Below are 13,588 nucleotides of genomic sequence, written 5' to 3'. Positions count from 1 at the left end.
GCAGGAAAAAAACGGCCTGGCATAAACCACCACCGGCAACTACTGCGTTCGCCCGTTCGCCCGTTCGCGCTCACTGTTGAATGCCTACTCCGCAGCTGCCGGTGTTGGTTTGGCGGTTGATGGGGCTCTTGGATTTTGAGGGAACGGACCTGGCAGAGGTCATGTCAGGCAAATTACAGGACGCGCCCATCATTTTCACGGCACGCATTCTCACGGCAGACATTTTCACTGTAGATAGGGCAGGGCATCTATTTAGCTGATGTGCTGCTTGCATTTGCGCCTGTGCTGACATGTAATGGCGCCGTTTTGTCGTCATCATTCAAAGGAAAACACATGAAAAAGGTTGTCAGAGATATTGGGTTGTTTGCTGTTGCACCAGTTGTGATTCTGGGCGCTCTGGTGGCCTGGATGTTTGCGGCCACCACACAATCCTGCACCAATGGCATCACAGCGCAGCTTGCTTCACCTGACGATCGCTTTAAAGCCGTGGTGTTTGTCCGCAGTTGCAATAATGCCCCCGGTTTTAGTAGCAATATTTCCATTCTGGCCAAAGACGGCATGCTGGCAGATGGCCCGGGCAATTTGTTTGCCAGTGAAGGCCACCCGGAACAGCTTGGCATTGATGTGCAGTGGCAAAGCATTGATAAAGAACGTTTGCAGCTGAATATTGCCAGTCAAAACCGCGGCGCTCTGATACAAGCCGATCCGGTCTGGTCTGCCAATCCCAATATCACTGCAACTTACCAGTTAGGCACTTTGCCAATCAAAGCCGGGCATTGATGCGACCGGCACCTGTCTTTGGTGCTGTGTGTTGCACGGATTCAGTTTGGCAAATGGCAATCGCGACCCCATCATTTCATGTTTGGTAGTGAGCTTGTGTCCGGCTACCGAAATTCTCAGCTGTTGTCTGATGATGCTCTTTGATTATGTTGTCTGATTGCTCTGCTGAGGTTGAATCGGCCTGGCACGAACCACCACCGGCAACTACGCCGCTCGCCCGTTCGCGCCTCCCGCGCTCACTCTTGAATGCTCACTGCGCAGCTGCCGGTGTTGGTTTGGTGGTTTATTTGTGAATATGGGTTTTGGGGAAAAACCGACGTAGCACGGATTAAGTTTAGTAAATGGCAATCGCGACTCCATCATTTCATGCTTGGTAGTGAGCTTTTGCCAGGCTGCCGAAATTCTCAGTTGTTGTCTGTTGGCCGTGCTGAGGTTAAATCGGCATGGCACGAACCACCACCGGCAACTACGCCGCTCGCCCGTTCGCGCCTCCCGCGCTCACTCTTGAATGCTCACTCCGCAGCTCCCGGTTTTGGTTTGGCGGTTTAATTTAGGAATATAGGTTTTGGATGCAAAACTGGCATAACACGGATTAAGTTAGGCAAATGGCAAGACGCGACCCCGTCATTTTTGCTTTGAGCTAGATACGGTCTTACAAATCTGGCGGCCATAAAAAACGAATCCATGCTTTGCCTGAATTGTGTAGAGTCGGTTTTGCGTCAACCCAATGGCATTAGCAAAGACATCGGGTAAAACAAAGCCCCGGTAAAGGGGCTGTCATTCAACAACTATTTTTCACGCGGTGTAATACAGGTTTTCCACTGGTCCAGATGCGGTTGAATTACCTTATCCAGTTCAGCTAGGCTGCGATATCTTTCGGGTTTAAAGGTCATCATATACCACAGATCATGGCTGTCTTTTACATAAGAGCAATCAATGCCTGACTGCCCACCAGAACATGAACCAACGGCCCATTGTGCATCAGGGTTTGCCGGTGGCTGCGGAGCATTAACCAAAAACCATACATTCAGGCGCTTCCCTTCATATTCCATATGATAAAACCGATACAACCCAGCCAAATTGGGGTCTGGTGCAATGGCATTTCCCCCCATTTGCTCAAACGCTGGCTTCGCTTCAGTATCTGCACCATTTCTTCGAACAGCATATTTGCCCCAAAGCTCTATAGATAACTCATTCCCTTTACTGTCGGGTAAAACAACCACCTGCATCCCATTGGCTTTGTCAAACTCCATGCCCGGTACTTTGACAAAACTACTGTTGCCGGGCATCAGGAATTTTTTAGGAATATAAATATCCTGAAACTGCACACAGCCGGATAAATCCGGCGGCAGGTAAGATGACAAATTCCACAGTGCTAAACCGGCAAGGCCAGCGACAAAGATGTTTAGTTTGTAGCTCATCTGTCACCTGCCGGAGATAAATACAGTGGAGAAATGGGTGTGCTCTTTCGGATTGAGTTTTTGTTTATCCATAAAATGCCTCCCTTCAAGTTGCAGGCAGATACTGCAACGATAAGTTACATTTTTGCAACCATTAAGAGTTAAAACTCCCTGAAATATAAAGCCTTTACTTCCGTAACCTGATCAGCTTTTTTGACCGGTTTTGACGTTATCAGTCGCCAACTATTTAAAGCGGTTGAATTTTGCAGTATCTATTTTGCACAAATAGAAGTGATCACATCATCAACTTAATGCTTTTCCATCCCCGTTTATAAGATGCGATGGGGTCGTAAGATGCGATGGGGTCGTGTCTTGCCTTTTGTCTTTGTTAGAAACAAATGGTGATGTTGAAGTCTTAGTTTTACTTTTAAACAAAATGGTCAAGTTGTAACCGCTCTTGGCCCCGTCAAGCGAGCCGTTGTTTTGGCCGGTTTTGAGGTTTTAAGCCGACAACTGTTTGAGGCGAGCGACGGTAGCGCTCGCCGAGTTTTGGCGGCGCCTCAAAATTGGTCAAAACAGCGGGCTTTCGAGCGATCTCGGGGTGATTTCTTTGTGTCCCTTTCTTTGTCAGCAAAGAAAGGGACTCGCCCGCCGGGGCGAAACCCGGCATCCGCGCCATGCCGCAGGCATCAAAAAACCATATATAAACAGCCGCTTACCCCCTTAAGCCTAGGGAGAACGCCAAGAGTCACCCATCTAGTTGAAGTGCAGTGTCACCTATGTAGTTAAACTTCAACGCCAGTAGCCAGCAAAGCAAAAAAAGCCAGCCCATCAACCTCAGATCCAAAAACCGCCCGACTACGTTAATAACCCCATACAACATCAGAGCAGCAAAATGCTGTAACAGTCGCCAAGCCATAGGTGGCAGCACCAACAAAGGGGCATGTGATTGAACAACACCACACTAAAAGTGCTATACGACGGCAGTTGCCCACTGTGCAGCAGGGAAATTGCGTATTACCAAAAGCTGCAGGCGCGGGAACCGCTGCTGTTTATTGATGTGTCGGACACAGTGCAACCACTGCCGCAAGGCATTAACAGATGTGATGCGCTTAAACGTTTCCATCTGGTGGGCCAAAATGGCCAGGTGTGGCAGGGGGCGCGGGCTTTTTTGCGGTTGTGGCGGGCTTTGCCTGGCTGGCGTTTTTTGGGTTATCTCGGTGCTATACCGCCTTTGCCCTGGTTATTTGAAGGCGCTTACCGGCTGATTTTACCGCTTAGGCCCAAACTTGCGCGTATGTTTGGCAAGGTCGGCAAAGTCTGAAGAAACAGCATCAGCAAGTAGTAGTGCAGGTTTACAGCAGTTGCTCAGGCTTATTCGTCTCGCTCCTTTTTGCGGCGTTCAAAGAGGTTAGGCAGAGCCAAAAAAGCAAAAGCCTGCTAAATGCAGGCTTTGTAGAGGCGAAGCGGTCTATCCCGCTTAATTCGACATTAATACTGATAATAATCCGCTTTTTTCAGCAAAGTCTCAGCTTTTAACTTACCGCTGACACACTGATTAATATCAGATTTTTTAAAGACCCAATAAATATCTTTGCTGTCGCGGCCTTGTGAGGTTTCCAGCTGTAAAGACACAAACTCGTTGTCTTTAATTTCGCGCAGGCTGGCACCGTAGTCACATAAAGTGTTGGCAAAGTTTACGCTGATGCTGGTAATCAGCTCAGCTTGTTTTTGCGCTGCTAACTTGGCCTGCTCGTCACGTTTTTTCTGGAAATCCTGCTCCCAGGCCGCATATTTTTGTTTGGTATCGGCCAGACGTTTTTGCAGCTCGGCATTTTTGTTGTTGAGCTGCGTCAGTTGTTTTTGCTGCTCAGCGTCTTCTTTACCCACTTTACGGGCAAATTCAATGTCGCGTTTTTCCCGCTCTATATCCCTGAGTTCCCGTTCCAGATCGCGGCTTTGCTCCCGCAGGTCGCGCATCTGATCCTGCATTTGTTCTTGTTGTTCCATCATCTGTTCAGCCTGAGCTTCGGCCTGTTCAGCAATATCTTCAATATCGGCTTCCGAAATATGGCCGCCTGCCATCGCAGTATTCGCTGCCGCTGTCGCCCGTGCGCTGATGGCCGCAATAGCTGCATGGTCAATAGGTGGCATAGGTGCTGCCGGTGGCATAGGCGCCATGGCAAAATAATGACCAAACTGACCGCGGGTGCCGGTGCGGAACAACACGCCCTGGCCTGCCAGATAGCTGTGGCTGATGCGGCTGACATTCGAGTGTTTGCCTTGTTCTAACGACGTTTGCAGAATATTGCGCATGATCTCCAGATTTTGCTTCAGCTTAGGGCTCACTTCAGTGGCGGCCAGGCTATTGCCGCTAAAAAGCAGGGCGGCCAGTGCTGTAACGTAAAAATTCAGTTTCATGGTTTGTTTACTCCGTTGATGGTTCGGTTCGGCAGATAACTGCTGCTACTGTAATCAAGCCGGGCCTGGCTTGGCTGGGCATTGTCCTGCCAGTATTGCCAGTCGGCTTGTCGTTGTTGATTCAGGTATTCAACCAGCTCCAGCATGTCGCCACGCCGCGCTTTTTGTTCATTTTCAGACAGATAGTCTTTTAGCATCACCAGCTGAGTGGCTTGTTGTTGCTGCTGGTTTTGCAGTTGTTGCTGCAAATATTGCTGCTGCTCCTGCTGAAAACTGGCCAGCATGGTTTGCAACTGCTGTTGTTGCTGTGCACTGTCATATTGCTTCCAGCTTAACGCCAAAGCGCCGTCCTGCAGTTGCAGCTGCAAAGGTGAAATACTGATAATCAGTGCCATGGCCGACATGCCAACACTCAACCTCGGCCACCAGGCCGTTTTAGTGGTTTTGTGGCCCCATTGCTGGCGGAACATCTGACTGGTGTCTATTTGCGGCACCGCATCAAACATCGGCGCTCTGGCATCTTGTTGGATGCTGCTTGCCGCCAGAAAACGGCCATACCACTGGCTATCTGAACGAAGTTGTTGCTCACATTCAGCAGCGGTTATTTTGCCCGCGAGCCAGGCTTCAAAAATTTGCTGATTGTCCAACATCTGTTACCTCCAACTGCACACGCAGTTTATCTAATGCTGCGTAAAATCTTGATTTGACGGTGTTACTCGACAGCGCCAGCTGCTCGGCAATTTCGTCAAAAGTAAACTGCTGATAAAAACGTAATTCCACCACCAGCCGTTGTTCCGGCGCTAAGGTTCTAAGCTGCTGCTGCACCAGTTTTTGCGTCTGGCTGCCGTACAGCTGCTGCTCATGGCTTTGTTCGTCCTCGTTATACAGTTCCGGTATATCATCCAGATCCTGGCTGGGTTTGCGCTTGCGCAGCATATCCATAGCGCGGTAATTGGCAATGCCAAAAAGCCAGGTTTTAAAGCTGCTGTCGCCGCGGAACTGCGCCAGATTGCGGCACAACACCATACAAACGTCCTGCAGCAGATCACGGGCATCGTCCGGGTTGCCCATCAGTCGCAGGCCGTAATAATACAGCACCGACTGATAACGGCTGATCAGCTGCTGCCAGGCGCGTTCGTCGCCATTCAGCGCTTTGTTGATTAAGGATTCATCACTGCGTTTAAACACTTTGTTTTTATTCTCAGGTTCTGATGAGCATTGGTCGTGGCCTGACGGAATTTAGTTGGCCATTTGGCGAAAAAACTGCAAATTTTTTTAATACTAATTCAGTTCATTGAATTTATTCATAATTTTATTGCCAGTTTTTTCATCTTTGACTGTTTTTTTATGCACCAATCCGAAAGTCTTGTGCAGCCGTATCTGTTGTCATTGCAGTTATGGCGGAATTTCACAGATGCGCAGAACTTTATGGTTAAGTATGTTGGCCTTGTTTGGTTGCAGCCAGTCGGTGCAGGACTATCAGGCTATACAACCACAGCTGAGGTTGTCAGAATTTTTTGTTGGTTCCAGCGAAGCTTTTGGGGTGATGCACGACTGGCGTGGCAAGCAGAGTCTGCATTTTACCGCTGAACTTTGTGGTCAGTGGCAAGGCGAAAAAGGCGATTTATTTGAGATTTTTAGTTTTAGTGATGGCCGTATCGACAAAAGGCACTGGCAACTGCGGCAGAATGAAAAAGGCGAAATATCCGGTACTGCTGAAGATGTGGTGGGGCAGGCCACGGGTCAGCTCGCAGGCAATACTTTGTATTGGCAATATGTGCTGCGGATACCGCAGGACGGCGACTTTATTGATGTGACTGTCAAAGACTGGCTGTATCTGGTAAGCCCTCACCAGTTGATCAACAGATCCACCTTACATAAATTTGGCCTGACAGTAGGGGAGCTTACCCTGGCGATTCGCCAGCTCGACAAAACAGCAGATTGCGCCGCTTTTATTCGTCGTTATCATCAGACGGAACGTACAGTGCCGCTGGCGCCACAAGGATAATGTTGTATAAAAAAGGCCTGTGTTTACACAGGCCTTTTGCAGCAGTTGTTATTTGTGGTGAAGGCTGCCATCAGCCCTTATTGCAAATCAGGGTAAGCGTCGCGGATGGCAATAAACTCGTCCAGATGACTGAGCAGAATATCCACCAGCACAGGGTCAAATTGTTTACCTTTTTCCTCAGCCAGATACTGCAACACCTTTGGCATAGGCCAGGCTTCTTTGTAACAACGTTCGCTGGCAAGGGCGTCAAACACGTCGGCCAGTGCCGTGATACGGCCGGCAATATCAATTTCTTCGCCTGTTAAACCCCGTGGATAGCCTTTGCCATCCCAACGTTCATGATGTTCATACGCAATAATGGCGCCTTGCTGCAGAATTTCATTTTGGGACTTTTGCAAAATCTGATAACCAATTTCAGCGTGCTGACGCATGATGTCCCATTCTGCCGCGTCGTGTTTACCTGGTTTATTCAGAATATGATCCGGAATAGCAATTTTGCCGACATCGTGCAGCGGTGACGCCAGTTTAATTTTTTCCGCGTCATAGTTGGATAAACCGTATTTTTGTGCCAGCAGGAAACTGAAATTGGCCACTCTTTTAACGTGGCTACCGGTTTCTTTGGAGCGGCGTTCCACAGCTTCACCGAGGATATAAGACAATTCACGTTGGCTTTCTTTAATCAGTTCGCGCAGCCGGATATTTTCATAAGCCACGGCAATATTGCTGGCAAAATAACTCAGCAGATGATGGTCAACCTGGTCAAACTTACTGTCTTTACTGACATACAACAGGTTTTCCAAGCCACGACTGGTGGTGAAATAACCAACAAAATAATCGTCGCCATGAAAAGTGTGTTTCAGCTGATGTACTTTTCTTAGCCGGTCCACCACATTGTCCGGTAGTTGGTGATCCGGTGTGGTTTCCTGACCGGTCGCGGCAATAACTTCCAGTTGCAGTTGTTGCTGACGTGGGTCACCTGTGGCGGCACAACAATAAATTTGTTGATGATCAAGGCCTAACAAATGGGCGGCCTGCGCCAGAATATTGGAAGCAAATTCAGTCAGGCTTTCACATTCGAGAAAACTGACAGTGGAAGCAATAATTTTTTCCAGGCCTTTTTTGTTGTCGTCGATAATGCAGATATCACGGTAAGAGCGTAACGACGAATACAACAGCGTTTTTAGTTTGATGGCCGTCACTTCGGTTTTGTTTTTGTAATCGTTAATGTCGTAATCGCGGATCACACTTTCTTCCGGTGCTTCGCCGGGTTGACCGGTGCGCAAAATCAAGCGGATTTGATGTTGCTTCAGTTCGGCTCTGATAGTTTTGATTAAATCCAGACCCGCGTGGTTGGTTTCCATCACCACATCAATAATGGCAACCGCGATATCCGGATTGTTTTCCAGCACAGATTTGGCTTCACGGGCGCTGTAAACATGGATCAAATCGACATTGCGGTGTTCAAACTGAAAGCCGCGCAAAACCAGACTGGTGATTTGGTGAATGCTTTCATCGTCGTCGACTATCAGTACCTTCCAGGGTTTTTGGGTGACCTGGGATTTGTCCGGTTCAGTTGCCCAACTGACGGCAGTGTCCTGACTGAATAAAAAGTCTTGGTTGCTCATAGGCTCAGCTCAATACAAAGTTACTGTTAACTATGGCTGACAATTAAAGTATTGGCAGCTGTTGCACCGCAGAAAAATGGTTTTCAGCGATTTTCCAGTGATTCAAGTTCAATATTAATAGCGTGACAGGAAATCTGAATTTCATATAACGAAATCAACAGACTTAACAGCAGGCAAACCAGGCTTGCGCCAAAACACCATTGGCCGGCTAAAGTCCAGTTTAAAAATAAACTGAACATCGACAAGGTACAAAGTAAAAAACTAATCACGCCCCAACGTTGCATAGAGCGGATCAGCACAATCCGCTGGCGCAGATTTTCAATCTGGCGTTTGGCCAGATCCCGCACCTGATCACCTTCTCTGTCATTCAGCTGGCGGATCAGCTGGGCCAACACCAAAAACCTGTTGGTGTAAGCCAGCAATAACAACGAAATGGCTGGAAACAACAAAGCCGGTGTGGTGATGGTCATCATATCTGCTCCTTTGCTGATGGATTTTACAGCAAAGTTGCTGCAACAAATTGATTCGCTTGAAATCTGAACTCATATTACACTGACTTCAGACAAAAAAAACCGCACAGGAGTAACAGCATGGCAGTTGATCTGTGGAGTGCAATGCTGACGTTATTTTTGATTATGGATCCACTGGGGAACCTGCCGGTTGTGGTGGCTATTCTAAAAGATTTAAAGCCAGAGCGCCGCCGTATTGTCTTGATTCGTGAACTTATTTTGTCGTTGATTATTTTGTTATTGTTTTTATACGGTGGCCAGAGCTTTTTGGCACTGCTTGGTGTCAAAGAAGAAGCGGTCAGTATTGCCGGCGGTATTATTCTGTTTTTAATTGCCATCCGGATGATTTTTCCGCCACCGGGTGGTCTGGCTGGTTTAAAAGAAGGTGAAGAGCCGTTTTTATTTCCGCTGGCTGTGCCTATGATTGCCGGACCTTCTATTCTGGCGGCGTTAATTCTGCTGGCGAATCAACAACCAGGGCAGATGATGGACTGGACTCTGGCGTTAGTAGGCGCCTGGCTGCTCAGTTCTGCCATTTTATTATTTGCGCCTTTGCTGCACAGAGTGCTTGGCGAACGTGGTCTGACCGCGATGGAAAGATTAATGGGTATGATTTTAGTGATAATTGCAGTACAAATGTTGTTAAATGGCATCAGCCATTATTTTAAATGGGATTAACAGATGCAAGCCGTCGTCAAAAATAACACAGAGCACCCTGAACAGACTCTGGTCCAAACCGCACAACAACAACTTGAAACCGCTTTGGTGGATTTTTCAGGTCAGTTATTGAGTCAACAACAACAGCTGCTGGAGCAACTGACACAGTCGGTACGCCTGCAGGTTGAACAGCAGTGGCAGCAAAAACTTGAACAACAACAGCAACAATTAAACTCGCAGCTGAATGCCGCCGATGGTGCCACCGCACAGCAACAGCAGTTAGAAGCAGATTGTGCCGCGCTGAAGCAGCAGTTAGCCGCCGCTGAAAAACAACAACAACAGACACAACAACAGCTGCAACAACAATTACGGCAGTTTCAGGAAGAAAAAGAAGAAGCGCTTGCTGCGATGCAACGTTTAGCTGTGCAGCTGAAACAAAGCCAGGACGATTATAAATCGGAAAAATACCGGGTGCTGGAGCTGGAGAAGCAGCAGCAACAAGCAGGTGAATCCGGTCATCAGTTGCTTGAAACTGCGTTACATCAGGTGACTTCTGAGCGGGATGCCATGCAGTTGCAATTGCAACAGCTGCGCACCGAGTTGCAGGATGCCCAGTTGCAGCAAGCCAGTGTGACGGGTCAGTGGCAACAACAACTGGAAAAACAGCAGCAACAATATAACCAGCTTAAAGCTGAACTGGCACAAAGTCAGCAGGCGGCTGGTGAAGCGCAGCAGCTGCAGAATGCGTTGCAACAGCAACTGGCACAAAGTCAGGCCGCATTACAACAAAGCCAGCAACAACAGCAAGGCGCTGTCACTGATCTGCAGCAACAACTGCAGCAGAGCAAAGCAGAACTGCTGGCAACTCAGCAACAGTTGCAACAGGCAACACAACAGCAGCTGACGTTGCAACAACAGTTGGATCAACAGCAACAACAAAGCAGTGCTTTGTGGGCCGCGCAGCAGCAAACCTCCGAAGAAACTCTGGCTCAGGCACTGGCACAACAGGCTGCCGAATATCAGCAGCAACAACAACAATTGCAACAGCAGTTGGATCAATATCAGCAACAAGTGAATGCGATGGCAGTGCAGCTGAATCAAATCACTGTAATTGACCAACAATTACAGCAGGAGCTGAAGATACGTTTGCAGCAGTTTGAGCAGCTGGAACAGGAAAAACAGCAGCTCAGCAGCGCTCTTGCCGAACAACAACAACGCCAGCAGTCGGGTTCTGCAGAACTGCAATCGGTGAGCGATGCGCTGGCGCAAACGCAGCAGCAGCTTGACGCTCTGCAGCAAAAAGAGCAGGAATGGTCGGCTATCCAGCACAAACTGGAAAGTCAGTTGTTCCGGGCGCAAAGCCGGCAACAGGCATTGGAAGAACGGCAACAAAATGAAGGCGATCAGTCCAGGGAAACCATCAGGGTGTTGCGTCAGCAATTACAGCAGCTGGAACTCGACAGCCAGCAACAACAACAGACACTGGAGCAACAGCTGACCGAATACCGGCTGAAGTTTGAGTATGCCCAGCGTCAGCTGAATGCAACTTCGGGTTGAACCGGCAGTGATGCTGGTTCTGCCGCCAAGCCTTGTGTATCATAGCGGCCTTTCAGGTTGCCACAATGGCAACTGCTTGTCAGATAAGAGAATTGCATGAATATAAAAGCCAATAATTTCCAGCGCATGCGTGATTTAAGCTTTTATCAGCAAGCCGCAGTGGCGGCCACTTTGCTTGAACGGATGATCCCCAGTTACCAGCTGTTTGCGGAAGTTAGTGCTTTTGGTGATGCCGCTTTGCCACGTCATGTACTGGACTTAGTCTGGGAATGGCTGCAGGTCAAACGCGCCAAAATTAACTTTGACCGGCTACAGGAAGAACTGGAACTGGTGACTCCTGAGGTCAGCCATTTTGATATTTTTGGTGTATATCCTGCGCTGGATGCCATCACAGCGCTGGATACCATGCTCAATGGCATTACCCAGCAGGACAGCACCGAATTTATTAATGTGGCCAAAATATCGCAGGCCTCTGTGGCAAGGCTGATTGAACATGAGTCCGCTGATTTGGACATTACCACTGAAGCTGAGCTGAAAAAGGTGGTGCGTGAGCACGAGCTGATGTGCTACGAAATGGACTGTCTGGCCGAACTGATTGATATCTGTAGTGAAATTAACGAGTTTGGCCGTGCCGAAATACAGCAGCTCAGAGGCTGGGTGGTTGAGCAGGGTGTGACTAACCTGGGCATGGAGCTGACAGTACCACACAGCTGATACAGCGCAGCCCGTTCTGCTGTATGCGCCGCAGCATGGCACAAGCTGCAGTTGCGCTTGCTTTTGTAGCCCCAATTTTTGATGTCCCACACTATGTTGTTTTGAGCCGCGTTTTAGTGCCGAGCCATCATTTGTTTTACCCCGTCATAAAACACTGTCAGCAGCAGCAGCTGCCGGTGTTTTGCTGCAAAAAATTTATCTTCGTCAATCAGCGGTTTAAGAATTAAACAACCTGTACCTTTTTGTAACTTTTTCGTGTCAATATGTTTTACATGAGTTGTTTAGTTTCTTTTATTCTTGTTTTATTTCCTTTTAAATCAATGGTTTATTTTTGTAAATTGTTGGCCTTATTTTTGCTAATCCACTGCAGCGTAAGGTGATTTGAGGCTAAGGTGCATCTGGAAAATCAGAGCAAAGCTGCAATACCTGCGATCCGGTCAGCGCTGCTGGCATTGCTTGGTGTAATTCAAAGAGTTCTGGAGAACTTCAACATGACGTATAACTTTGGGAAATTGTTTGCTGGTTTTGCAGCTGCTGTCACTTTAATGTCTTCTGCTGCTTTTGCTGCGCCTATTACTGATGTGCAGGAATACAGCAACAACAGCGCAACTGAATATTTTGTTGACTCTGATGCGAATAAATATAGCCAACCGACTTTTTGGCGTGACCAGAACCAGGACTGGGAATGGATCCACAACCCACTGGCTGGCGTGTTCAGCAGTATCAAACTGAGTATTTCTGCGTTTGACGTGGATTTTGCCCAAGGTGAGCTGGATGCCATTTCAGTTTTTGATGGTTCTTCATGGTTGAGTCTGGGTAACCTGGCTGGCGGTGATGGCATTTGGGCCTTCACTGACTTTGATTTAGGTGCATTTAGCTGGGCGCAAAGCCAGGTGAACGCTGGTTTAAAAGTCCGGATGAATATCGATCAGAACAATGCTGGCTGGTTAGTGACTTTAGGTAAATCAACCTTAACTGTAAACGGTGGTGATTTGGCTTGTGTGCCAACTCCGGGTGTTCCTTGTACCTCAATTGATGTGGCTGAACCTGGTATGTTTGGTTTATTTGGTCTGGCTTTTGCTGGCCTGATGCTGCGCCGCAGAAAAGCAAACAAAGCTTAATCGGCAGCTGAGTTCCGGTCTGATCCGGAATTCAGTGTGTTGTTGCTTACAAAAAGCCCGGCTGAAAAGTCCGGGCTTTTTGTTATTGTTGCAGAAGCTCTGCACCACATTGTTGTGCTTGAGGTTTCCCTCGCTAACTGGTGGCTTGAGCTGCGGCTGAAGTCAGAGCTGCCGGCTCCGGCAGCTGACGCTGATAAAGCCGGTAAGCAAGCTGACCCGCCACACTTTCTTTATATAAACTCCAGTTGGCAGGCAATTGAGATACAAGCAGTTCTTTTTCACATTCAACGTAAATCAGCGCATCGTCGCTTAACCATTGTTGTTGTTCCAGCAAGCTGGCGCAAGGCAACAATAAGTTTTGCCGGAACGGCGGGTCTAAAAATACTAAATCATATTGCCTTTTAGGCTGTTGCTGCAGATACAACAAGCAGCTGCCTGCTATCACTTCGGCATTGTTGCATTTAAGTGTTTGCAGATGTTGTTGCAGTTGCCGCACCGCTGTTTTATCCAGTTCCAGCATAGTGGCAAAGCTGGCATGGCGTGACAAAGCTTCCAGCGCCAGACTGCCGCTGCCACTAAAACAATCCAGCACAGTGCGGCCCGCGGTGTCCTGCATCAGCCAGTTAAACAAAGTTTCTTTGACTCTGTCTGTGGTGGGCCTTAACCCTTCGGCATTGAGCACAGGTAAACGCCGGCCACGCCATTGGCCGCTGATAATACGGACAAAACCCGGGCCATTGTGGGTAGGAGCATTTGCTGCAGGGCGACGCGCTTTCATCTGGAGTTTATGCCTGAA

14 protein-coding genes are annotated in these 13,588 nt (G+C 48.3%); 7 read left to right on the top strand and 7 right to left on the bottom strand.

Going from position 1 to position 13,588, the window contains the following annotated elements:
- The first annotated feature begins 333 nt into the window (after positions 1-333).
- Positions 334-780 carry a hypothetical protein gene (locus RCH83_RS15300; RefSeq protein ID WP_306523649.1) on the top strand — a complete coding sequence of 149 codons (447 nt, stop codon included), beginning with the start codon at positions 334-336 and terminating at the stop codon, positions 778-780.
- A gap of 788 nt (positions 781-1,568) precedes the next feature.
- On the opposite strand, the gene RCH83_RS15295 is transcribed toward RCH83_RS15300, so the two are convergent.
- Positions 1,569-2,201 (bottom strand): hypothetical protein, encoded by a 633-nt coding sequence (locus RCH83_RS15295; protein ID WP_306523648.1) that lies wholly within the window; start codon positions 2,199-2,201, stop codon positions 1,569-1,571.
- 928 nt (positions 2,202-3,129) lie between these two features.
- On the opposite strand from RCH83_RS15295, the gene RCH83_RS15290 reads away from it, so the two are divergent.
- Positions 3,130-3,504 (top strand): thiol-disulfide oxidoreductase DCC family protein, encoded by a 375-nt coding sequence (locus RCH83_RS15290; RefSeq protein ID WP_306523647.1) that lies wholly within the window; start codon positions 3,130-3,132, stop codon positions 3,502-3,504.
- A 167-nt stretch (positions 3,505-3,671) separates the two neighbouring features.
- Here RCH83_RS15290 and RCH83_RS15285 read toward each other — a convergent pair whose 3' ends face one another.
- Genes RCH83_RS15285 through RCH83_RS15275 form a run of 3 tightly spaced genes read right to left on the bottom strand, consistent with a single transcriptional unit; the run spans position 3,672 to position 5,789 of the window.
- Entirely contained in the window at positions 3,672-4,601 is a 930-nt protein-coding gene (locus RCH83_RS15285; protein WP_306523646.1) for a hypothetical protein, read from the bottom strand.
- Positions 4,598-5,251 carry a hypothetical protein gene (locus tag RCH83_RS15280; RefSeq protein ID WP_306523645.1) on the bottom strand — a complete coding sequence of 218 codons (654 nt, stop codon included), beginning with the start codon at positions 5,249-5,251 and terminating at the stop codon, positions 4,598-4,600. The genes RCH83_RS15285 and RCH83_RS15280 overlap by 4 nt, the downstream gene beginning before the upstream one ends.
- A complete protein-coding gene (locus RCH83_RS15275; RefSeq protein WP_306523644.1) occupies positions 5,226-5,789 on the bottom strand; it encodes an RNA polymerase sigma factor in 564 nt (187 codons plus the stop codon). Before RCH83_RS15275 ends, RCH83_RS15280 begins: the two co-directional genes overlap by 26 nt.
- 226 nt (positions 5,790-6,015) lie before the next feature.
- On the opposite strand from RCH83_RS15275, the gene RCH83_RS15270 reads away from it, so the two are divergent.
- Entirely contained in the window at positions 6,016-6,609 is a 594-nt protein-coding gene (locus RCH83_RS15270; RefSeq protein WP_306523643.1) for a DUF3833 family protein, read from the top strand.
- A 77-nt stretch (positions 6,610-6,686) separates the two neighbouring features.
- Here RCH83_RS15270 and RCH83_RS15265 read toward each other — a convergent pair whose 3' ends face one another.
- Both RCH83_RS15265 and RCH83_RS15260 read right to left on the bottom strand, forming a co-directional pair.
- The gene (locus RCH83_RS15265; RefSeq protein ID WP_306523642.1) at positions 6,687-8,234 is read right to left on the bottom strand and encodes a DUF3369 domain-containing protein; all 1,548 of its coding nucleotides are present in this window, start codon (positions 8,232-8,234) and stop codon (positions 6,687-6,689) included.
- An 83-nt stretch (positions 8,235-8,317) separates the two neighbouring features.
- A complete protein-coding gene (locus tag RCH83_RS15260) occupies positions 8,318-8,707 on the bottom strand; it encodes a DUF2721 domain-containing protein (RefSeq protein ID WP_306523641.1) in 390 nt (129 codons plus the stop codon).
- 117 nt (positions 8,708-8,824) lie between these two features.
- Here RCH83_RS15260 and RCH83_RS15255 point away from each other — a divergent pair, with 117 nt between their 5' ends.
- From RCH83_RS15255 to RCH83_RS15240, 4 genes are all read left to right on the top strand, one after another.
- Positions 8,825-9,421 (top strand): YhgN family NAAT transporter, encoded by a 597-nt coding sequence (locus tag RCH83_RS15255; protein WP_306523640.1) that lies wholly within the window; start codon positions 8,825-8,827, stop codon positions 9,419-9,421.
- Positions 9,422-9,424: 3 nt separating this feature from the next.
- Entirely contained in the window at positions 9,425-10,957 is a 1,533-nt protein-coding gene (locus RCH83_RS15250) for a hypothetical protein (protein WP_306523639.1), read from the top strand.
- Between the two features lie 96 nt (positions 10,958-11,053).
- Positions 11,054-11,671, top strand: coding sequence for a YjaG family protein (locus RCH83_RS15245; protein ID WP_306523638.1), 618 nt, complete (start codon positions 11,054-11,056; stop codon positions 11,669-11,671).
- 491 nt (positions 11,672-12,162) lie between these two features.
- A complete protein-coding gene (locus RCH83_RS15240) occupies positions 12,163-12,792 on the top strand; it encodes a PEP-CTERM sorting domain-containing protein (RefSeq protein ID WP_306523637.1) in 630 nt (209 codons plus the stop codon).
- Between the two features lie 133 nt (positions 12,793-12,925).
- On the opposite strand, the gene rsmD is transcribed toward RCH83_RS15240, so the two are convergent.
- Positions 12,926-13,570 carry a 16S rRNA (guanine(966)-N(2))-methyltransferase RsmD gene (gene rsmD, locus RCH83_RS15235; RefSeq protein WP_306523636.1) on the bottom strand — a complete coding sequence of 215 codons (645 nt, stop codon included), beginning with the start codon at positions 13,568-13,570 and terminating at the stop codon, positions 12,926-12,928.
- Positions 13,571-13,588 lie beyond the last annotated feature (18 nt).

The organism is Rheinheimera sp. (assembly GCF_030824435.1).
Taxonomy (GTDB): Bacteria; Pseudomonadota; Gammaproteobacteria; order Enterobacterales; family Alteromonadaceae; genus Pararheinheimera.
The sequence above is the reverse complement of the archived record's forward strand: the minus strand, read 5'-3'. Positions and strand labels throughout refer to the sequence as shown.